General features: G+C 73.1%; 19 protein-coding genes and 2 pseudogenes. 11 read left to right on the forward strand and 10 right to left on the reverse strand.

Annotated features, from left to right (window positions below; all coding sequences use genetic code 11):
* Positions 1-27: 27 nt before the first annotated feature.
* Both BJ965_RS03345 and BJ965_RS03350 read right to left on the reverse strand, forming a co-directional pair.
* Complete coding sequence (locus tag BJ965_RS03345) at positions 28-672, reverse strand: phosphoribosyltransferase (RefSeq protein ID WP_184907270.1); 645 nt, start codon at positions 670-672, stop codon at positions 28-30.
* A gap of 114 nt (positions 673-786) precedes the next feature.
* On the reverse strand, positions 787-1,446 hold the full coding sequence (locus BJ965_RS03350; protein WP_184907271.1) for a dienelactone hydrolase family protein: 660 nt from the start codon (positions 1,444-1,446) through the stop codon (positions 787-789).
* A 134-nt stretch (positions 1,447-1,580) separates the two neighbouring features.
* Here BJ965_RS03350 and BJ965_RS03355 point away from each other — a divergent pair, with 134 nt between their 5' ends.
* From BJ965_RS03355 to BJ965_RS03370, 4 genes are all read left to right on the forward strand, one after another.
* A complete protein-coding gene (locus BJ965_RS03355) occupies positions 1,581-2,579 on the forward strand; it encodes a GlxA family transcriptional regulator (protein WP_184907272.1) in 999 nt (332 codons plus the stop codon).
* Complete coding sequence (locus tag BJ965_RS03360) at positions 2,576-3,178, forward strand: DJ-1/PfpI family protein (protein ID WP_184907273.1); 603 nt, start codon at positions 2,576-2,578, stop codon at positions 3,176-3,178. The genes BJ965_RS03355 and BJ965_RS03360 overlap by 4 nt, the downstream gene beginning before the upstream one ends.
* Before the next feature lie 57 nt (positions 3,179-3,235).
* The gene (locus BJ965_RS03365; protein WP_184907274.1) at positions 3,236-3,691 is read left to right on the forward strand and encodes an archease; all 456 of its coding nucleotides are present in this window, start codon (positions 3,236-3,238) and stop codon (positions 3,689-3,691) included.
* Positions 3,692-3,769: 78 nt separating this feature from the next.
* Positions 3,770-4,876: a CapA family protein gene (locus tag BJ965_RS03370; RefSeq protein ID WP_184907275.1), complete on the forward strand. Its 1,107-nt coding sequence runs from the start codon at positions 3,770-3,772 to the stop codon at positions 4,874-4,876.
* A gap of 91 nt (positions 4,877-4,967) precedes the next feature.
* Here BJ965_RS03370 and BJ965_RS03375 read toward each other — a convergent pair.
* A pseudogene (locus BJ965_RS03375) lies at positions 4,968-5,595 on the reverse strand (sigma-70 family RNA polymerase sigma factor); the annotation flags it as partial.
* 109 nt (positions 5,596-5,704) lie between these two features.
* Between BJ965_RS03375 and BJ965_RS03380 the strand changes: the two are divergent.
* Positions 5,705-6,157 (forward strand): YbhB/YbcL family Raf kinase inhibitor-like protein, encoded by a 453-nt coding sequence (locus BJ965_RS03380; RefSeq protein ID WP_184907276.1) that lies wholly within the window; start codon positions 5,705-5,707, stop codon positions 6,155-6,157.
* Positions 6,158-6,299: 142 nt separating this feature from the next.
* Positions 6,300-7,559, forward strand: a complete 1,260-nt coding sequence (locus tag BJ965_RS03385; protein ID WP_184907277.1) for an MFS transporter — start codon at positions 6,300-6,302, stop codon at positions 7,557-7,559.
* Positions 7,560-7,574: 15 nt separating this feature from the next.
* On the opposite strand, the gene BJ965_RS03390 is transcribed toward BJ965_RS03385, so the two are convergent.
* A complete protein-coding gene (locus tag BJ965_RS03390) occupies positions 7,575-8,003 on the reverse strand; it encodes a VOC family protein (RefSeq protein WP_184907278.1) in 429 nt (142 codons plus the stop codon).
* 313 nt (positions 8,004-8,316) lie between these two features.
* Between BJ965_RS03390 and BJ965_RS03395 the strand changes: the two genes are divergently transcribed.
* Positions 8,317-8,694: a peptidase M23 gene (locus BJ965_RS03395; RefSeq protein WP_184907279.1), complete on the forward strand. Its 378-nt coding sequence runs from the start codon at positions 8,317-8,319 to the stop codon at positions 8,692-8,694.
* Between the two features lie 121 nt (positions 8,695-8,815).
* Here BJ965_RS03395 and BJ965_RS03400 read toward each other — a convergent pair whose 3' ends face one another.
* Entirely contained in the window at positions 8,816-9,265 is a 450-nt protein-coding gene (locus BJ965_RS03400) for a hypothetical protein (protein WP_184907280.1), read from the reverse strand.
* A gap of 260 nt (positions 9,266-9,525) precedes the next feature.
* Between BJ965_RS03400 and BJ965_RS03405 the strand changes: the two genes are divergently transcribed.
* Entirely contained in the window at positions 9,526-10,716 is a 1,191-nt protein-coding gene (locus BJ965_RS03405; RefSeq protein ID WP_184907281.1) for an SH3 domain-containing protein, read from the forward strand.
* Between the two features lie 161 nt (positions 10,717-10,877).
* Here BJ965_RS03405 and BJ965_RS40085 read toward each other — a convergent pair whose 3' ends face one another.
* The 4 genes and pseudogenes from BJ965_RS40085 to BJ965_RS03425 form a co-directional block, all read right to left on the reverse strand.
* The gene (locus tag BJ965_RS40085) at positions 10,878-12,422 is read right to left on the reverse strand and encodes a serine/threonine-protein kinase (protein ID WP_184907282.1); all 1,545 of its coding nucleotides are present in this window, start codon (positions 12,420-12,422) and stop codon (positions 10,878-10,880) included.
* On the reverse strand, positions 12,419-13,216 hold the full coding sequence (locus BJ965_RS03415) for an FHA domain-containing protein (RefSeq protein WP_184907283.1): 798 nt from the start codon (positions 13,214-13,216) through the stop codon (positions 12,419-12,421). Before BJ965_RS03415 ends, BJ965_RS40085 begins: the two co-directional genes overlap by 4 nt.
* 101 nt (positions 13,217-13,317) lie before the next feature.
* Positions 13,318-14,040: pseudogene (locus BJ965_RS03420) on the reverse strand (class I SAM-dependent methyltransferase); the annotation flags it as partial.
* A 105-nt stretch (positions 14,041-14,145) separates the two neighbouring features.
* Complete coding sequence (locus BJ965_RS03425) at positions 14,146-15,090, reverse strand: SCO2400 family protein (protein ID WP_184907285.1); 945 nt, start codon at positions 15,088-15,090, stop codon at positions 14,146-14,148.
* Positions 15,091-15,435: 345 nt separating this feature from the next.
* On the opposite strand from BJ965_RS03425, the gene BJ965_RS03430 reads away from it, so the two are divergent.
* The gene (locus tag BJ965_RS03430; RefSeq protein ID WP_184907286.1) at positions 15,436-15,885 is read left to right on the forward strand and encodes a spore-associated protein; all 450 of its coding nucleotides are present in this window, start codon (positions 15,436-15,438) and stop codon (positions 15,883-15,885) included.
* Between the two features lie 58 nt (positions 15,886-15,943).
* Here the strand turns inward: BJ965_RS03430 and BJ965_RS03435 are convergent, their stop codons facing one another.
* Positions 15,944-17,332, reverse strand: coding sequence for a glycoside hydrolase family 43 protein (locus tag BJ965_RS03435; protein WP_184907287.1), 1,389 nt, complete (start codon positions 17,330-17,332; stop codon positions 15,944-15,946).
* A gap of 240 nt (positions 17,333-17,572) precedes the next feature.
* On the opposite strand from BJ965_RS03435, the gene BJ965_RS03440 reads away from it, so the two are divergent.
* A complete protein-coding gene (locus tag BJ965_RS03440; protein ID WP_184907288.1) occupies positions 17,573-19,024 on the forward strand; it encodes an amidase in 1,452 nt (483 codons plus the stop codon).
* 19 nt (positions 19,025-19,043) lie between these two features.
* The gene (locus BJ965_RS03445) at positions 19,044-19,262 is read left to right on the forward strand and encodes a hypothetical protein (protein ID WP_030851196.1); all 219 of its coding nucleotides are present in this window, start codon (positions 19,044-19,046) and stop codon (positions 19,260-19,262) included.
* The last annotated feature ends 59 nt before the right edge of the window (positions 19,263-19,321 follow it).

Genomic DNA, 19,321 nt, shown 5'->3' on the forward strand with positions numbered 1-19,321 from the left:
CGCCACTCCTGTCAGGTGAACATTCCGTCAAAGCTGCACGTGCAACGCCTCCAGGACGTCCTGGTCCGTCAGCTGGTCGAAGTTCTCGTACCAGAGGCCCACCGCCATGAACGCGGCCGGCCGGTGCAGGCAGACCACCTCGTCGGCCTCGGCGCGCATCGACTCGGCTCCCTCCGGGGAGCACACTGGCACCGCCAGCAGCACCTTCCCGGGCGCCTGACGGCGTACGAAGCGCAGCGCGGCCCGGGCCGTGGAGCCGGTGGCAAGGCCGTCGTCGACGACGATCACGGTCCGTCCGCGCAGGTCCGGAGCGGGTCGGCCCTGCCGGTACAGCCCCTCACGGCGCCGCAGTTCGGCGCGCTCCCGCTCGATGACGGGGGCGAGCGCGGCCTCGCCGATACCGAGGTGGCGCAGGGCCTCCTCGTCGAGGAGCGGCACCTCGTCCCCGGCCATCGCGCCGACGCCGAGCTCCTCCTGGTAGGGCGCCCCGATCTTCCGTACGACGAGCACGTCGAGCGGGGCGTCCAGCGCGGCGGCCACTTCGCGGGCCACGGCGACTCCGCCGCGGGGCAGGGCGAGGACGAGGGGATCGGGCAGCCGCCCTTCGCGCTGCCGGATGCGCAGTGGTTCGGCCAGTTCCTCACCGGCCTGCCGGCGATCACGGAACCGCATGACGGTCACCTCCGCCTCCCGCACGAAAGAGGGCCCCGGGCGGTCCGGCTCCCGCGCACCCCCGCCCCGGCTCCCGCGTACCCCCGGGCCCGCAGGACGAAGCGCGCCGCCCGCTCACCGGCCCGTGGCGGCCCGTATCCGCTCGTCGCACCACTGCCGGACCGCCTCGGTGACCTGGTCGAGCGCGCCCGGTTCCTCGAAGAGGTGGGTGGCGCCGGGCACCACGTGGAGAGTGGGCGGGACGGGCAGCCGTCGAGCCGCCTCCTCGTTGAGCCGCAGCACGTGCGTGTCCCGGCCGCCCACGATCAGCAGCACCGGGGCCCGTACGGCGTCCAGGGCGTCCCCGGCCAGGTCGGGCCGCCCACCACGCGAGACGACCGCCCGTACCCGGTCGGGGCGTTGCGCGGCGGCGACCAGGGCGGCGCCCGCGCCGGTGCTGGCACCGAACAGGACGACGGGCAGGTCAGAGGTGCCGGGCTCCCGCGCCAGCCAGTCGAGGGCGGCGACCAGCCGGCGGCCCAGCAGGGGGATGTCGAAACGGAGTTCGGCGGTGACGGCGTCCTGGTGTTCCTCCTCCTCGGTGAGCAGGTCGATCAGCAGGGTGCCGAGCCCCGCGGTGCGCAGGCCGGCGGCGACCTCGCGGTTGCGGGGACTGTGCCGGGAGCTGCCGCTGCCGTGCGCGAACAGCACGACCGCGCGGGCGTCCGGCGGCAGGGCCAGGTCGCCGGTGAGGTCCGCTCCGTCGGCGGGCAGGGTGACCGTCCGGGAGTTCATCGTCAGCCTCCTCTCCCCCGGTTCCCGCTCTCCCCCGCCTCCCGTGGTACCCACGCCGCGGTGGACCTCCCATGGCGCGATCTGTGGGATGCGTGTCGTTGACGCCGTGCCCCACGCCGATGGAGCGTGAGGGCGTGACCGATCGCCGTATCGTCTTCGTCGTCTTCGACGGTTTCCAGCCGCTCGACCTCACCGGACCGCACGAGGTGTTCCACAGCGCGGGCGCATACGCCTGTGAGGTGGTGGCGACCCGGGCGGGGCCGGTCCGGTCGGTGAGCGGGCTGGTCATGCACGCCGCGCACGGCGTGACGGACCTCGACCCGGCGGGTACGGACACCCTCGTGGTGGTCGGCGGCCGGGGCGTCGACCGGGCCCGGGAGGACGAGGCACTCGTCGCGTGGGTCGCGGCCGCGGCGGCGACAGCCCGGCGGGTGGCCTCGGTGTGCAGCGGGGTGTTCCTGCTGGCGGCGGCCGGCCTGCTGGACGGGCGGCGGGTCACCACGCACTGGGCGCGTGAGGAGCAGCTGGCCCGGGAGAATCCCGAGGTGCGCGTGGACTGCGACCCGATCTTCGTGCGGGACGGGCGGGTGTGGACGTCGGCCGGGGTGACGGCCGGGATGGATCTGGCGCTCGCTCTCGTGGAGGACGACCTCGGCCGGGACGTCGCGCACGAGGTGGCCCGCCGGCTGGTGCTGTTCCTGCGCCGCCCGGGCGGGCAGTCGCAGTTCAGCGTGGCTCTGTGGTCGCGGCAGCCGGCGACGGACCCGGTGCGGGCGGCCGTCGGCGCGATCCACGCCGATCCCGGTGCCCGGCACGATATCGCGGGTCTCGCCGCGCACGCCGGGCTGAGCCCGCGTCATCTTCAGCGCCGTTTCACCGCCGAAGTCGGCGTGCCGCCGGCGGCGTACGTCGAGCGGGTGCGCGTCGAGGCGGCCCAGCGGGCGCTGACGGGCGGGGACGAACCGGTCGAGGCCATCGCCCGGCGCTGCGGCTTCGTCACCGCCGAGACCCTGCGCCGCACGTTCCACCGCCGGCTCGGTGTCGCGCCGGCGGACTACCGCGCCAGGTTCCGCTCCACGACCGGAGCCCTGGCCGGTCACGCAGACCTCTCGGAGGAAGGAACAAGCCCATGACGACCTACGGCCTGCTGGTCTTCGAGGACGCCGAGGAGCTCGACTTCGTGGGGCCCTGGGAGGTCTTCACCGTCTCCGCGCGGCTGCGGGACGGCGGCGACACGGCCGTGCTCGTCTGCGAGCACCCCGGCCCCGTGCGCTGCAACAAGGGCCTGCGGGTGCTGCCCGACCACACCTTCGACGACCATCCGCCGCTGGACGTGCTGCATGTGCCGGGCGGGCTGGGCGCGCGTGAGACCCAGCTGCACAACCCGGTGGTCACCGGCTGGATCGCCGAGACGGCGGAGCGGGCCGCGTGGGTGCACGGTGTGTGCACCGGCACGTTCCTGCTGCATGCCGCCGGGCCCGCCCGGGGGCGCCGGGTGGCCACGCACTGGAGCCAGGAGGACACCCTGGAGGCGCGCGGGGACGTGACGGTGGTCCGGGACGCCCGCTATGTGGTCGACGGCAACCTGGTCACCAGCCAGGGCGTCTCAGCAGGGATCGACAGCGCGTTGTGGCTGGTCGGGCGGCTGCACGGCCGGGATCACGCGCGGGCCGTACGGCGCTGCATCCAGTACGACCCGGCGCCGCCGTACCTCGCGGACGAGCCCGTCTGATTCACCCGTCCGGCGCCGGGGCCGCATGGGCGGGCGAGCCTCGGGCAGGCGATGTTCATGGGCGGTGACACGAGCGACGGCGGACAAGGGCGGCAGCCGGGCGAGTCCGGGCACCGGGCGGTGCCGCATCCCGGGGACATCCGGATCGAGGCGTGGGCGGCGTGCAGAGAGCACTGTCTGGCGGAGGCGGTGCTGGCGATGGTCGAGTGTTTCGCGGACGTCTCCGGGGTACGGCCCACCGCCGTGGACCGGGTGCGGCTGGCCGAGGCGAGCAGCGACGACCTGCTCGCCTCGCTGCTGGACGAGATCATCTTCCGGCTGGAGGCGTACGGGCAGGTGCCCGTGGACGTGGAGGCGGACGAGGCGGACGGCGGCCTGGACGTGCGCCTGGCGGTCATCGGTATCGACGACGTGGAGATCACGGGCTCGGTGCCCGTGGCGGTGGCGTGGGACGAGGTGCGGATCGGGCCGGATCCGTACGGGTGGTCGTGTGCGGTGACGGTCGACGCCTGACTCCGGCGGGCGGGCCGCGCCTGTCATAAAGTCGGCGCCTGGCTCCGGCGGGCGGGCGGCCGCGCCTACCGTGGAGGGGTGGGCGGCGGCGTCGTGACGCTGTTCCTGTGCGGTGACGTGATGCTCGGGCGCGGCGTCGACCAGATCCTCGCGCACCCCGGCGATCCGGTGCTGCGGGAGGCGTACGTCAGGGACGCCCGGGCCTACGTCCGGCTGGCGGAGTCGGTGCACGGGCCGGTGCCCGTGCCGGTGGACGCGTCGTGGCCGTGGGGTGAGGCGCTGCGGGTGCTGGACGAGGCGGCCCCGGACGCCCGGATCGTGAATCTGGAGACGTCCGTGACGGGCGGCGGCACGTTCGCGCCGGGCAAGGAGATCCACTACCGGATGCACCCTGCGAACCTGCCCGCGCTGGCCGTGGCCCGGCCCGACGTGACCGTCCTCGCCAACAACCACGTCCTGGACTTCGGCCGCCGAGGCCTGCTGGACACCCTGGACGCGCTGGCCCGGGCGGGCCTGCGGACGGCGGGCGCGGGACGCGACGCCGACGAGGCCTACGCGCCCGTGGTGCTCCCTCTCCCCGGCGGCCGCCGGCTGCGGGTGTCCGCCCTCGGGGCGCGCTCCAGCGGCATCCCGTCCGGCTGGGCGGCCACGGCGGACCGGTCGGGTGTGGCGTATCTGCCCCGTCTCTCGCCCGGTGCGGCCGACACCGTGCTGCGGCGGCCGGTACGGGCCGGTGGTGACCTCACCGTGGTGTCGGTGCACTGGGGCTCGAACTGGGGGTATCGCGTGCCCCGGGAGCAGGTCCGTTTCGCGCACGCGCTGATCGACGGTGGTGCCGACGTCGTGCACGGGCACTCCTCGCACCATCCCCGTCCGCTGGAGGTGTACCGGGACCGGCTGATCCTCTACGGCTGCGGTGACTTCGTCGACGACTACGAGGGCATCTCCGGGTACGAGGAGTACCGCGACGACCTGCGGCTCGCGTTCCTCGTGTCGGTCGAGGCGGACAGCGGACGGCTGGCCGGGCTGCGCATGGTGCCGTTCCGGGCGCGCCGGATGCGCCTCGAGCCCGCGTCCCGTCAGGACGCTGCCTGGCTGCGCGCCACGCTGGACCGGATCAGCGGTGGGGTGGGGGTGCGGCAGACGGCCGGCGGGGCGCTGGTCGTTCCCGCGCCGGCGGCGTGACGTGAGGGCCACCCGGCAGGTCAGCCCGCGCAGGCCACCAGCCGCTCGCGGTTCTCCGGCTCCCGCAGCCGGGTCAGCGAGTCCTATCTTCCTCCCCGACGCTCGGCTCACGCTCCAGGTCGAGTCGCAGCCGCCGCTCGATCTTGGCGATCTTCTGCAGCCGCTCCACGACATGCATCGGCAGCCGGACGGAGCGCGCGTGCGCGGCCAGGCCCCGTTCGATCGCCCGGCGGATCCACCAGGTGGCTCACGTGGAGAACTTGAAGCCCTTGCTGTGGTCGGATTTCTCCACGGCCCGGATCAGCCCCAGGTTGCCCTCCTGGATGACGTCCAGCAGGGGCAGGCCGCGGTGGGCGGGCCGTTTGGCCATCGACACCACGAGCCGGAGATTGGCCCGAACCATGTGGTCCTTGGCCCGCTGCCCGTCGCAGGCGGCCTCCTCCAGGTCCCGGTGCCGCTCGGCCGTGAGGTGCTGTTCGCCCGTGTCTGCCAGGTCCAGTTCCTCCAGCGCCCGCACGCCGGTCTCCACCCGCCGCGCCGGCCGCACCTCGTTCTCGGCGGTGAGCAGGGGGGGTCGCGGAGATCTGCGTGAGGTACTGGCCGAGAAGGTCCGGTTCCTCGTCCGGCTCGGGGATGCGGCGGCGCAGCCGGGCGGTGCGGGCGGGGGCCCGCCGGTCCTCCCGGACGTCGGCCGCGGGGTCTTCTGCCAGGGGAGACATCGTCGCGTCCCTCCCTCTTCCGTCTCCTTCCGGCTCGCCCCGGCGGGTGCCCCGGGGCAATCCGTCCCGAACCGTGTGCCGCGGGGGCCTCGGGGGTACCCCGGGCCACATGACCGGCATCGAACTCAGCAGCAACGCGTTCAACGACCACTCGTTCATCGCGCGCCGGTACGCGTACGAGGGACCGAACATCTCTCCGCCGCTGGCCTGGAGCGGTATACCGGACGACGCGGCCGAACTGGTCCTGCTGTGCGAGGACCCCGACGCGCCGTCGGGCACCTTCGCGCACTGGGTCGTGGTCGGCATCGATCCGCACAGCGACGGCGTGGAGGCCGGGCAGAGCCCGCCGGGCGGCACGGAGCTCGTCAACGGCTACGGCCAGCACGGCTGGGGCGGCCCCCACCCCCCGCCCGGTGACGACGCCCACCACTACGTCTTCCGGCTCTACGCCCTGTCCGAACCGTGTGTCCTGCCCGACGCGCCGCGCGCGGACCAGGTGCACGCGGAGGTGGAGAAGCGCCGCCTCGCGGACGGGACGCTGGTGGGGCTGTACCAGCGCTGAGCTTCCACCCCGTCCGCCACGCGTCACAACGGTTGGTTGTGGACCTGGGGGTGGTTGGTTGTTTGCCCGGCCCGCCCGCTTCTGGCTTGGATGACTCCCGGACAACGCGAGGTTGTCCGGGAGTGCGGGGAGTGCGCCGGACATGGCGGGCAGACGGTCACTGGGGCGGCGGTTCGGGTGGCTGTGGGGCGCGTACGCGGTCAGTACGGCGGGCACATGGCTCGCGTTCGACGCGTTCGCCCTGATCGCGGTCCTGGCGCTGGACGCCGGGCCGACGCAGGTGTCGCTGCTCGCGGCGGTGGGACCGGCGGTCGGCGCGGCGGTGTCGGTGCCCCTCGGGCCGTGGGTGGAGATCCGTCGCAAGCGGCCGGTGATGATGACGGCGGACCTGGTCCGGTGCGTGGTGCTGCTGAGCATCCCCGTGGCGTTCACGCTCGGCAGGCTGGGCTTCGGCCAGCTGCTGCTGGTGTCGGTGGCCGTCGCGGCGGCCGACATCACCTTCAACGCGGCGGCCGGGGCGTTTCTCAAGGACCTGCTGCCGCGGCAGGACCTTCTCGTGGCGAACGGCCGGTTCGAGGCGACGACCTGGACCGCCAGCATGGTCGGTCCGCCGCTGGGCGGGGCCGCGATCGGTCTGTTCGGTCCGGTGACGACGGTCGTGGCCGACGCGGTGAGCCACCTGGTCTCGGCGTTCGGCATCCGGGCGATCGGGGACGCCGAGAAGTACGCCCCACGACCGGGCCCCGCGGTGCGCCGGGCGGGCGACGTGCTGGAGGGCTGGCGCCACATCCTGTCCGACCCGGTCCTGCGCCCGCTGTTCCTCAACTCGCTCCTGGTGAACTCCCTGATCATGGCGGCCTCTCCCCCGCTCCTGATCCTGATGGTGGACGACCTGCACTTCGCGCCCTGGCAGTACGCCCTCGCGTTCGCGGTGCCCTGCACCGGCGGCCTGCTCGGCTCCCGGCTGGCCCCGCGCCTCGTCGCACGCCACGGTCGGCACCGGGTCCTGCTCACGACAGGGGCGCTGCGGGCCTGCTGGCCGGTCGGCCTTGCCTTCACCGGCTCCGGGGCGCCCGGCCTGGCCTGGGTCATGGTGGTCGAGTTCGGCCTGATCGCCTGCTGCGGCGTGTTCAACCCGGTCCTCGCCACACACCGTCTCGACCGCACCCCGATGAGCCGGGTCACCCGCACGCTGTCGGCGTGGTCGGCCACCGGCAAGGCCACCACCGCGGCGGTCACCGCTTTCTGGGGCGTACTGGCCGCCTGGACGAGTCCCCGCGCGGCGATCGCGGTGGCGGGCGCTCTGCTGCTGGTCACGCCGTTGCTGCTGCCCCGCCGGGACCACGCCACGGGGGCCGGCCGTGAACCGGCCCCCGTGGCGGTCGAGCCGGACGGCGGCTGACCCGGCAGGGGCGGCTCAGACCGCCCCGGGCACGTCCTCCGTGACACCGTTCAACTCGGAGGCCGGGTCCGTTCCGTACGGGCGGGTGAGGATCTCCAGGCCGTGGCCGGCCGGGTCGAGGAAGTAGACGCCCCGGCCGCCGTCGTTGCGGTTGATGCGGCGGGGGTGGTTGCCGTGCGGGTCGGCCTGGATGGGGATACGGGCCCTGACGAGACGGGCCAGGGCCTCGTCGAACTCCTCCTCGGAGACGAGGAACGCGTAGTGCTGCATGGGGATGTCGGCGTCGATGGTGAGGAAGTCCAGCGTGACGCCATTGGCGGTCGTCACGGGTAGGAACACCCCCGTCGGTGCCCCGACCTCGAGTCCCAGGATCTCGGCGAGGAAATGAGCGGACTTCTCCCGGTCCTTGGACAGGACGATGGTGTGGTTGAACTCGACTGACACGGTTGAATGCCTCCACGGGCATCTCGGCGGCGCCTCCATGCCTCACCCGGCCGGTGACCGGCACGCGATGCCGCGCGGTGGATCGTAGACAGCGGTCGTGGAGGTCGTCGAGCGGTTTTCGGCCGTGTTCGCAGGCTGCCGGCCGGGCCGGCACCGCGCGCTGCTGTCCCGGCCGGTCCTGACAATTGTCAGGACCGTGTGGCTCCGGGTCTCCCTACAGTTCTGAACGTCGGCAAGCAGCCCTTCCCGGGCGCTGCGGACCCGGAAACAGGACCGCTTCCGGCCACACCATCGTCCTTCGGGGGACAGACATATGAAGCGACTGATCAGCCGTGCCGCCATGGGCCTCGCGGTGACCGCTCTCGCCGTCGGCGGCCTCGCCACCACGGCTCAGGCGGCCCCGGCCGCCGCGGCCGACAATGGCGATCCGACCCTCACCGACGTCTACATCTGGGCCACCGACGTCAACCTGCGCCAGCAGCCGACCACCGACTCCCCGCGGCTCGCGGTGCGTTCGCAGTGGTGGGGCGACGCCCTGTGCCAGAAGCAGGGCCAGACCGTGCACGACCCGGCGGTCGGCACCAACAACTGGTGGACCGCTGTCATGGAGTTCTCGGGCAGCGACATCGCCTGGGTGAACAACCTGTACATCCGGGGCGGCGAGAAGATCGCCGGCGTCCCGGACTGCTGACGCACCGCACCCTCCACACGTCTGCGGCGGGTCACCGGTTTCCCGGTGGCCCGCCGCAGACGTGTGCGCGCCGAAGGGGCGGCCGGCGTACCGGCCGCCCCCGTTGGGCGAGTCGGGCGGCTCAGTACCAGCCGGTGTTCACCAGGTCGTGGCCGTCGCACGAGAGCAGGGCGCGCGAGACGCGGCCGTTGAGGTTGTTGCCCATCTGCGTGTAGGCGTAGTTGATGCCGGAGTCGACGGTCTCGGAGACCCAGCCGTCGTTGCGGCCCGCGCCGCTGTCGGAGCGCTGCAGTACGGCCGCGCAGCCGGGCCGGGAGTTCTCGATCCGGGCGAACGAGCCGCACTTGTCGGAGTAGAAGTACTTCAGAGCCATGCCCTCGAAGTACTTGGTGGCACCGATCTGCCGGAACGTGCCCGAGCAGAACGAGGTGGTGGGGTACTGCCCCTCCTGCCCGTACAGCCCGTAGTTGCCGCCCGAGAACGGCTGGGCCTGGGCGGTGGTCGGAAGGAGCGCCATCACCGCGGCGGCGCCCCCCGCGGCCAGCAGTGTCGAGAGTGATCGGCGGCTCATGAACCCTCTTTCGTGTGTCGGCGGGTGATGCGGTCGTGCGCGGCGACCGGCCCCCGGCCGGCCGTCGCTCGCTGATCGTGACCGTACGGGGCGTCACCGCACCGCCGACACCTGACACTTATCAGGGTCGAAGCCGCAGGTCGCCGTGCTCGCCACGGGCCCTGACATTCGTCAGGACCGCCGGCCGCGCCCGGACTCCTATCGTGGCGCCGCGGGCCAAGGCCCCGTAGGACCACTCGGGCGATCCAGGAAGGGCAACCATGCGCATGCTCCTGCGCGGCGCGGCCGCGCTCGCGGCCGTCGTGACGGTCGCGTCACTCACGAGCGGTGCGGCGGCACACCCGCGGACGGGCAGGGCCGCCGAGGCCGCCGGGACCGTCCGGGCCTCCGCGGCCGCCCAGATCCCGCCCGGTGTCACCGCCGGTGTGGCCGTCTACGACCGTGAAGCCGGAAGGTTCACCGAACAGGTCGACGACAGCGCGCAGTTCCGGTCCGCGTCGGTCGTCAAGCTCCTGCTGACCCTGGACTTCCTGTGGGACCGCGGGCCCGACTACACCATCCCGCCGGCCGACCGCGCCCGGCTGGAGCCGATGCTGCGCGGCAGCGACGACGACGCCGCCGACCACTACTGGTCGACGTACGGCGGCTCGGCGATCATCAAGCGGATGACCGGCCGGACCGAGCTCGGTCTGCGCGACACGGCGCCACCGCCCGCCGGCTACCCGGGCTTCTGGGGTTACACCGCCGTCTCCGCGCGGGACACCGTGGCGATCTACCGGTACATCCTGGAGAGGGCGCCCGCACCCGTCCGTGACTTCATCATGGACAACCTGCGCCGCTCCACCCGCTGCTCGGCCACCGACCACTTCGACCAGCACTTCGGCATCGCCGGGGCGTTCGACAAGCCCTGGGCGGTGAAGCAGGGCTGGTCCGGGAAGTACGCAAAGGGCACCTGCGGCTCTCAGGCCGCGTCCTCGGGAGTGCGGGCGGAGTCGGCCGCCCCGGCTCCCCGGGCCGCCGCGGCCGTGGACCTCTCCCGTCCCGCGCTGCACTCCACCGGCACGGTGGGCGCGAACGACCGCTCGATCGTGGCCGTGCTGACGCTGCACCCGGTCGGCACCTCGTACGGCAAGGCGTACACCGACATCGGGCGGCTGACGCGCTCGCTGAACGTGCCGGGGGCGAAGCGGCCCGCCGGGACCTGGTTCGGCACCTGGGGCGAGTTCGTGAACGTCCGCAGGGGGCCGGCCACGGGCGGTGACCGGATGACGCAGCTGCCCGCCGGAGTCGAGGTGCTGGTGGGCTGCCAGGTCCGTGGCGAAGTGGTCAATGTGCCGCCGTACACCAACGAGTGGTGGGCCTATCTGCCCCAGTACGGCGGCTACATCTCCAACATCTACATCAGCTCGCCGGACAACCGGCTGCCGAACGTCCCGGAGTGCGCCGCGTAGCGGCCGTGACGGGAACGGGGGACGAGCGGTGGGCAGGGCTGCGGCCCCGCCCACCGCTCGCGGTCGTACGGGTCAGCGCTCTCGGTCGTACGGGTCAGCGCTCGCGGTCGTACGGGTCAGCGCTCGCGGTCGTACGGGTCAGCGCTCGTGCTCGGCACGGGTCAGCGCTCGTACTCGGCGAGGTAGCCCATCACCTTGTCCACGTGCGGTTTCACCCGCTCCGGTACGCCGCGCTCCTCGATGACCGTACGGTCGCTGGTGCGGTAGCCGGCCGCAACGAGCGCGGGCAGGTCCTTCTTCGGCAGCCCGGCCTGTTTGAAGCGCTGGTCGAGCCAGCACACGTACAGGCTCATGGTGGAGATCGCGTCCGGCGGCGACATGTGGTCCTTGTCGCCGTCACCGTCCCCGTCCACCGCCCAGGCGCGGAACACCGACGGCGTCCACATGGCGATGCCGTACTCCTCGCTCTGCGGGCGGGAGGCCTTCGGGTCGAAGTTGCTCTCGGCCTTGATCAGCGCGGCGAGCAGGGCGGGCGTGATCTCCTCGTCGGTGCAGCGGTGGGCCGCGCGGGCGATGACGGGGCGCAGTGCCTCGGGTACGTCGGAGTCCTCGGGGATCTCACCGGCCGGCGTGCCGGTGACGGTGGGGGTGACGTGGTCGCGTTCGTCGTCCTGGGTGCCGCCGTCTCCCCCGAGGAGGGCCGCACCGGCGACCGCGGCGGCGGTCAGCACGACGAGCCCGGCCGCGACGGCGGGCACCAGGCGTCTTCGGCGCCGGTGCGGACCGACCGTGATGGCATCGACCCGGGCGGCGACGCCGTCGGCCGTGTGCGGGAGCCGGGCGGCGTGATCCGGGGCCAGGCAGTCCGCGATCAGCCGGCGCATGTCCTCGTCGAGGCCGGCGTCGAGCCGCAGGGGTGCGGTGCCGCGGGCGTAGGCCTGGGCGGCGAGCGAGCGGGCCCGGGCCGTCGCACCCGGGAACGGATGGAGCCCGCCGGCGAGGACCTGGTGGGCGAGGACGCCGAAGGCCCAGATGTCGGCGGTGGGCCGGACGACGGCGCCCTGGGTGCCGGTGCGCTGGGACCACCACTCGGGGGGCAGATGGTCCAGGGTGCCGAGCGGGGGCAAGTGGGCGTGGGTGCCGTCGAGTTCGGCGGCCAGGCCGAAGTCCGCCAGCCATACCCGGCCGCCCGCGCCCAGCAGGACGTTGGCGGGCTTGAGGTCGCCGTGCACCCACCCGGCGTCGTGCATATGGGCCAGTCCGGCGGCGACCCCGCGCAGAACACGGTCGGCGTCCGCGATCGGCCCGCCCGTCTCGGCGGCATCCAGTACGTCCTTGAGACTGGCCTCGGCCCGGTCCATGACCAGCGCGATCGCGCCGTCCAGGGCGGGCAGCTCCGGTGCCTCGACGGTGCAGACGGCGTGGGTGCGGACGAGGTGGGGGTGGTCCGCCTCCTCGCTGAACCGGACCTCGCGCGCCACGAGTTCACCGAGCGCGGCACGCTGCCCGGGCCCGAGGGAGCCGGTCGGGAGCACCTTCACCGCGGCGGGAGTGCCGTCGGCGGCCGCACGGGCTTCGTACACCGTTCCCCAGCCGCCGGAGCCGATGACCGCACCGACCTCCCAGCCCTCGATGCGGAAGCCCTCCGGGAGTCGGGGCGGGCGGGGTGTTTCGAGCTCGTCGTCACGCTCCTCGGACGTCGTCACGCGCCGGCCTCCTGCGGGTCGGCGAGGCGTGCGGCGCCGCGGGGCGGCAGCAGGCCGAGGTGTTCCTCGCGGACCAGCCCGAAGCGCAGGGCGACGGAGGCGAGCCGGGTGCGCTTGGCGCCGGTGCGTCCGCCGTCGGTCGCGGCCGCGGCCTCCTCGCCGAGGTCCAGGCGCAGTTTGGCGAAGGCGAGGTAGTCGATGTGGTAGTTGACCGCGGAGCGTGTCAGGTCCCGGCAGGACTCCAGCGGCCGCAGCCGCTCCACGATCTGCCCGACGCCGGGCAGCGCCGAGTCGGAGGGGTCGCGCAGCCGGGGTTCGCACAGGGCCACCAGGACGAGGAAGTACTTCGACGTCGGGTCCAGGGCGAAGGGGTGGACGGTCTGTTCGCCGCCGCCCGGCACGGACTGCTCGCCGAGATAGGCGTGTTGGGGCGCGAACACCTTGAACGTGGCGGTGCCGGACAGTGCGGGCAGCACCACGCGGGAGAACTCGAAGGGCACGGGCGCCCCGAGCCGCCCGGGTGCGACGGTGAGGTACTCGCCGGCCCCCTCCAGGTTCTCGACCACGTACGACACGCTGCGGCTGAAGTTGGACAGCCGCCAGTAGTCCCCCGCTGCCTCCAGTTGCCCGGCCCGGCGGGAGATCCCCGGGTCGGGCAGGACGATACGGACCCCCGCCCCGCCGCGTCCGAAGTCCGCGATGTCCCCCGGCCCCAGGTGGATCAGTTCGGGACTGCCCGTCTCCACCTCACCCCACTGGGCGGTACCGGGCAACTGCACGATGATCGTTTCCACGCGGACTCCCCCGCTGATGTCGCCCCCGATTTGGTCGCGAGGATTGTACGGTCGGCCTCCATGTGCCGCGGAGTCGGCGGGGCGCCCCGGCGGGCGGTTTCCGGGCGCCGCGCGACGAACACGAACTCCCGGCCCGGCCGGTCCGGTGCGTCACGTACGTCCTCCAGCACATCGGCCTGCGCTGCGAGCGCCGCCTCGTCCTCCTGGCGCTCGCGAAAGCGCAGCGTCGAGTCCGACGTCAGCGTCTGCCCGTCCGCGGCGAACACATAGGTCCACCGGGACGTCACCAGCGGTCCGCTGACGTCGAGCAGGTCGCCCCAGGACTCGACGGCGCCGGCCCCGGCAATCTCTGTCACGCCGTACGTGGCCTCGCGGTTCCACTCCTCCCAGACGTGACGGGCCGGTATCCGCGGCTCGAACACCAGGCGCCCGCCGGGCCGCAGCGCCGCCCGGATGCCTTGCAGGGTCCGCTGCCAGTCCTCCGGGCCGGTGATCTCCTGGGCGGCGTTGCCCGTGATCGTCGCGAGGTCGACGGTGAGGGGCGGCAGGGTCGTCGCGTCGCCGTGGATCCACCGCACCCGCTCGCCACCCGGCTTGCCGCGCGCCACGTCCAGGGGCGCCCGGGCGGGATCGACGCCGGCGACTTCGATGCCGCCTCCGGCCGGCAGCAGCGCGAACACCCCTGTTCCGCAGCCGATGTCGAGGACATGCCGGGCCCCGGTCTCCTCCGCCGTGCGCAGGCACGGGTCGAGGCCGCGGCGGTCGGGGCCGAGCCGGTCGTACACCGCGGCGAGCCCCGGACGCCGGAAGCACTCGTCAGCCATGTGCCCGACGGTACGAAGGGCGGCTGCACGCGGCCACCGGTCTGCGGCGACCGCGTGGGCGCCCCGCGTCGGTGGCCGCGTTCGCTCGGCCGTGGGAGGTGCCTGTCAGCCGAGGCAGATGACCAGGAGGCAGAGTTCCTTCGGCTTCGTGTCGGCGGGAGACGTCTCGGGCGGGGTGGTCGACGCGGGCGGGGGGGTCGAAGGGGACGTCGGCTGCTGGGCGTCGGAGCCGGACCCGGCGGCCGGCGGTGTCGTCGGCTCGGTGGCCTGCGACGCGGACGAACCCGAGGTGCCGGTGGCCGTGTCGACGGTGTCCGTGACGGTCTTGCGGGGCGCGGTCGTCAGCGGCAGCTCGCGGGGCGCGGCGGCGGCTTCCGTGCGGGTGTCCGACGGCGTGGTGCGGGGGTCGGCGGCCCGGGACCGCTGGTGGCGCGAGGCGCGGTCGGCGTGCGACGGGGTCGTGGGGGTGGACGCGGCGCGCGGGGTGTCGTCCTTGCGCGACGTCGGTTCGGCGTACGTCGGCACCTCCCCCGCGGCGCCGCCCATGGTCGTGTCCTCCGGCGTCGCGGCCGCCTGCACGCCGGGCTTGGCGTTGCCGTTCATCGCGGCGACGGTCAGACCGCCTCCCACGAGCGCGACCGCCGTCGCCACCACGGCCCTGCGCTGGTTCTTCTTCCAGCGGGCCATCTGGCGGCGCCGGGCCGCCCGTCCCTGCGGCCGGGCTTCGTACCCCTCGGCCGCGTCCGTGTGTGTGTCCGCGTCCGCGTCCGTGTCCGGGGCGTCGTACCCGTCGGACGAGCCGGAGCCGGGGCCCTCCTGCGTGCGCGCGGGGATCTCGTCCCACACGGTCCCGTCGTGCCAGGTGGCCGGGTGGTCCCAGACGACCGGTCCACCGGAGGCCACGGCGCGTACGGGGGCCACCGCCGGCGCGGGGGCCGAGGCGGTACGGCCGCCGATGGCGGCGGGGTCGATGTCCGGGGCGTAGGCGCCGCACCCCGGGCAGACCAAGGCGCCGTTGAGGTGCCGACGGCACGAGGAGCAGTAGTCCATGTGTGGTTTTCCCGATCTGGCTGTTCCGGCGGCTCGCCGGCCGCGCCTGGTCACGTTCGCACGTGGGATCGAGCCGTAACGCTAACGAGACTTTGGAAGGACGGTGTGCAGCCGATGTGACACCCCTGCACAGATCTTCTGGATCTCGCGTGTGCCATGAGAGGCCGGCGAGTAAGCGAGCCGGAGTCGGGGAACGCTGGGGCACCCGCGGTCGCCGCGCGGGACTCCACACGTGCTCGCCCTCAACTCCCCTGATTTTCCTGCGAACTGACGCACAACCCTTTCGATACCCCGAGGGTCACACCATGCAGGAGCAACCATCTCGAAGAGTTGCAAGGGGGAAATATGCGATTCACCCGTTCCATCCTGGCCGCGTCCGCCGTGGCGGCACTGTCCATGGGCACCATGACCGCCCTGGCGTCGCCCGCCTCGGCCGCGCCCAACACCACTCCGCAGAAGGTCTGCGGCAGCGGCTACACGACGGTCAACTCGGCGAAGGTCGGCTCGTTGGGGACCGTCTACCTGACCTACAACGCCTCCAACGGCCAGAACTGCGTCACGACCATCCGCAACAACCCGGGCAAGGCCGTGAACATGTCCGCCTGGGTCTCCGTCCCGGACACCGAGGAGAGCCACTACGACGAGGGCCTGTTCACGTCGTACGCCGGACCGACGTACGTCTACGGCAAGGGCCACTGCGTGGACTGGGGCGGCAGCATCGCCAACACGTACGTGCAGGTGTACGGCTCCAACTGCGGCTCCCTGAAGGAGCACCGGGTCACCTTCACCCGCTGACCCCCCTCCGGCCGGGCCCCACGGGCGACCGTGGCGGCCCGGCTTCTCCGTGCCCGCCCTACGCCCAGGCCGTCACCGGCACGAACGAACTGTCCTGCCGGAACAGGTCCGTCCCGTCGGAGCGCTCCACGCGGAGCTGGTAGGCGTAGTGGCGCAGGTAGTACCCGGGATAGTTGTACGACTCGAAGCGGACGGAGCCCGAGGACGCGCCGGCGCGGAGGAAGAACGTGGCGTCCTTCGCGAAGGTGCTCGTGCCGTCGTCGGTGTCGAAGCGGGCGCGGAAGTCCCAGTGGCGCAGGTACTTGCCGGCCGCGTCCCGGAAGGAGTAGCCGCTGCCGTCGGCGAGGCCGGCGACGACCGTGAAGGTGGCGGCCTGCTTCTCTGCGGTGGTGCTGGAGGTGGTGACGACGGGCAGGTTGAGCAGCGAGGACTGCTGCTCCCAGTAGCGGGTCGAGTAGTTGGCCGAGCGGAAGGAGCGCGTGATGTTCCGGGCCAGGCTCGGGCCGCCCGCCACCGTCTCCTTGACCACCGTGAAGTGCCGGGCCGTGCCTGAGATCGCGGGCAGTGCGACCGGTGCCGTCCAGGTGGCGAAGGTGTCGCGGCTGTCGCTGTAGTAGTAGTTCCCGTCGCCGTAGCCGTCGAAGAACATCCGCCAGCCGCCGTTGTCGAGCTGCACGAGCGCCGGGCCCTCGCGGTAGCTGCCCCAGCCCGCCCAGTCGCCCGTCCGGCGGATCGTGTAAGGGCCCGCGAGGCTGGAGGCGGTGGCGTACTCGATGTACTTCGTCGTCTCGTTCTTGGGGAAGGCGTGGTACGTCGAGCCGGTCTTCACGATGAAGGTGTCGATGTGGTTGGCGCCGATGCCGGAGAGGACGACCGGTGAACTCCACGCCGTCAGGGCCGAGTTCGTGGCTCTCAGCAGGTACGGCGTGAAGATCCACTCATCGTTCGTGGTGGAGCAGGACACGATGACGTGCACGCTGCCGTCGCTGTCGACGAACCACTCGGGCGCCCAGGCGCGGGACAGGCCCGCGATCGGCACGGTGTAGTCGTACAGGAACGTCCAGTTGACGCGGTCGGAGCTGCGGGCGAAGCCGATGGTCGTGCTGGGGTCCTGCCAGGTGTGCGTGGTGTAGGTGACGTAGTAGTAGCCGTCGGTGTGCCGGATGACGCTGGCGTCGCGGATCCGGTTCGCGGGCGGCGTGTACGCGGAGGAGCGCAGCAGCCGGAAGTCGGTGGCGTCGTCCGACTGGTAGACGTTGACCGTGCCGTCGTTGCTGTTGAGGAAGGGCACAATGGTGTAGCGGGTGGCCGAGCCGTTCGGGGGTGCGGCGGCCAGGGCGCTGCCGAGCAGCCCGGGGGCTTCGCCGAGCAGGGCGGCCGAGGCGGGCACGGCGGCCAGGGCACGCAGCAGGGCACGGCGGGACGGGACGGCGGGGTGTGGGGTCACGGCGGCTCTCCCTGAGAAACCGGGATTCGATATACCGAACAGAGTTCGGCAACTCGATCAGACGTAGGGGCTCGAAAGGTAAGGGCGGGGCGAAGGTGCGTCAATGGTTTGAGCAGGTGCCGATGCGCCCAGTGAGGAGGGGTGTGGCCGATGGTGAACTTCCACTCCCGTCATCGGCATTCCGCCACCGACCACCGGACGTTACCGTTCGGTAGAGAAGCCGCTTCCGGAGGTGTCCGTATGACGCTCGACCGTTCCGAAGGCCTGGCGGAGACCGCCCGTGCACTGGCCGCCGGGGAGGTGACGTCGCGGGCGCTGGTGGAGCGGACGCTGGCGCGGATCGAGGCGACGCAGGGCAGCCTCAACGCCTTCCGGATCGTCCGGGCCGATGCCGCGCTCGCCGAGGCCGACGCCGCGGACCGGGAGCTGGCAGCGGCCTCCGTCCGGGACCTGCCCTCCGAGCGCGCGCACCGGCCGCTGCTCGGCGTCCCCGTCGCGGTGAAGGACGACATGGACGTGGCCGGTGAGCCGACCGCGTTCGGCTGTTGCGGGGAGTTCCCGCCGGTCGCCGAGGACGGCGAGGCGGTGCGGCGGCTGCGCGCGGCCGGGGCCGTGATCGTCGGCAAGACCAACACCTGTGAGTTCGGGCAGTGGCCCTTCACCGAAGGGCCCGCCTTCGGCGCCACCCGCAACCCGTGGAGCACGGAGCACACGCCCGGCGGATCCTCGGGAGGGTCGGCCGCCGCGGTCGCCGCCGGTCTGGTGCCCGCCGCGCTCGGCTCGGACGGTGCCGGCTCGGTGCGGATCCCGGCCGCGTGGACGCATCTGATCGGCATCAAGCCGCAGCGCGGCCGAGTCTCGACCTGGCCGCGCGGCGAGTCCTTCCAGGGCATCACCGTCAACGGCACCCTGGCCCGCACGGTCGCCGACGCGGCCCTGCTGCTGGACGCGGCGAGCGGCAACCACGCGCAGGACCCGCATCAGCCCCCGGCCCTCGACCTGTCCGGGGTCGTCGGCCGTGACCCCGGGCGGCTGCGCATCGCGCTCTCCCTGAAGCCGCCCTTCACGGCGGTGCCCGCCCGGCTCCTGCCCGAGGTACGGGCGCGGGTCGTCGAACTGGCCGAGCGGCTCGCCGCGTCGGGGCACTTCGTGGAGGAGGCGGACCCGCCGTACGGGCAGATCGGGCTGACCTTCGTGCCGCGCGCCACGGCCGGGATCGCCGAACGCGTGGGCGAAGCGCCCTTCCCGGCGCTCCTGGACCGGCGCACCCGGGGTGCGGCCCGGCTGGGACGGCTGCTCGGCGGTGCCCCGCTGCGGGCCGCCCGGCGCGCGGAAGCCGTGCTGCACCGGCGCATCGGCGGGTTCTTCACCTCCTACGACGTCGTCCTCGCGCCGACGACCGCCGCTCCCCCGCCGCGCATCGGCGCCCTGCTCGACCTCAGCGGCTTCGCCACCGACCGGGCGATGATCGCCGCCTGCCCGTACGCCTGGCCGTGGAACGTGCTGGGCTGGCCCGGCGTCAACGTGCCCGCCGGATTCACCCCGGACGGACTGCCGGTCGGCGCGCAGTTGCTGGGCCCGGCGAACAGCGAGCCGCTTCTCGTGCAGGTGGCCGCGCAGTTGGAGGCGGAGCTGCGCTGGGCCGAGAAGTGGCCGTCGCATCCGGTCACGGCACGTTCCGCCGCCGCCTGAGCGCCCGTACGCTGTCCTCATGGCGGACGCGTCGATGGTCGGGCTCATGGGACGGGTCACCGGAACGGTCGGGCCCGGGCTGGTCGGCGAGGTGATCGTCCGGGTGCGCGGCGGCGCCGAGCACTTCCTCGCCCATCCGGCTTCCGCGGGGGACCGGATCGAGACGGGCACGGTCGTGATGGTGGTCGAACACCTGCCCCCGAGGACCGTCTACGTCACGGCGGCGTACGACAGTTGAGCCCGCTGCGACGCAGGTGAGGGCCGTAGGCGTCAAGGTTCGGCCAAGGATGCGCCGGT

It is taken from the genome of Streptomyces luteogriseus, from assembly GCF_014205055.1.
GTDB lineage: Bacteria > Actinomycetota > Actinomycetes > Streptomycetales > Streptomycetaceae > Streptomyces > Streptomyces luteogriseus.

Coding starts and splice junctions, on each gene's coding strand:
- BJ965_RS03345 (WP_184907270.1), bottom strand. CDS start 672: ATGCGGTTCCGTGATCGCCGGCAGGCCGGTGAGGAACTGGCCGAACCA.
- BJ965_RS03350 (WP_184907271.1), bottom strand. CDS start 1,446: ATGAACTCCCGGACGGTCACCCTGCCCGCCGACGGAGCGGACCTCACC.
- BJ965_RS03360 (WP_184907273.1), top strand. CDS start 2,576: ATGACGACCTACGGCCTGCTGGTCTTCGAGGACGCCGAGGAGCTCGAC.
- BJ965_RS03365 (WP_184907274.1), top strand. CDS start 3,236: ATGGGCGGTGACACGAGCGACGGCGGACAAGGGCGGCAGCCGGGCGAG.
- BJ965_RS03380 (WP_184907276.1), top strand. CDS start 5,705: ATGACCGGCATCGAACTCAGCAGCAACGCGTTCAACGACCACTCGTTC.
- BJ965_RS03385 (WP_184907277.1), top strand. CDS start 6,300: ATGGCGGGCAGACGGTCACTGGGGCGGCGGTTCGGGTGGCTGTGGGGC.
- BJ965_RS03395 (WP_184907279.1), top strand. CDS start 8,317: ATGAAGCGACTGATCAGCCGTGCCGCCATGGGCCTCGCGGTGACCGCT.
- BJ965_RS03400 (WP_184907280.1), bottom strand. CDS start 9,265: ATGAGCCGCCGATCACTCTCGACACTGCTGGCCGCGGGGGGCGCCGCC.
- BJ965_RS03405 (WP_184907281.1), top strand. CDS start 9,526: ATGCGCATGCTCCTGCGCGGCGCGGCCGCGCTCGCGGCCGTCGTGACG.
- BJ965_RS03425 (WP_184907285.1), bottom strand. CDS start 15,090: ATGGACTACTGCTCCTCGTGCCGTCGGCACCTCAACGGCGCCTTGGTC.
- BJ965_RS03430 (WP_184907286.1), top strand. CDS start 15,436: ATGCGATTCACCCGTTCCATCCTGGCCGCGTCCGCCGTGGCGGCACTG.
- BJ965_RS03440 (WP_184907288.1), top strand. CDS start 17,573: ATGACGCTCGACCGTTCCGAAGGCCTGGCGGAGACCGCCCGTGCACTG.
- BJ965_RS03445 (WP_030851196.1), top strand. CDS start 19,044: ATGGCGGACGCGTCGATGGTCGGGCTCATGGGACGGGTCACCGGAACG.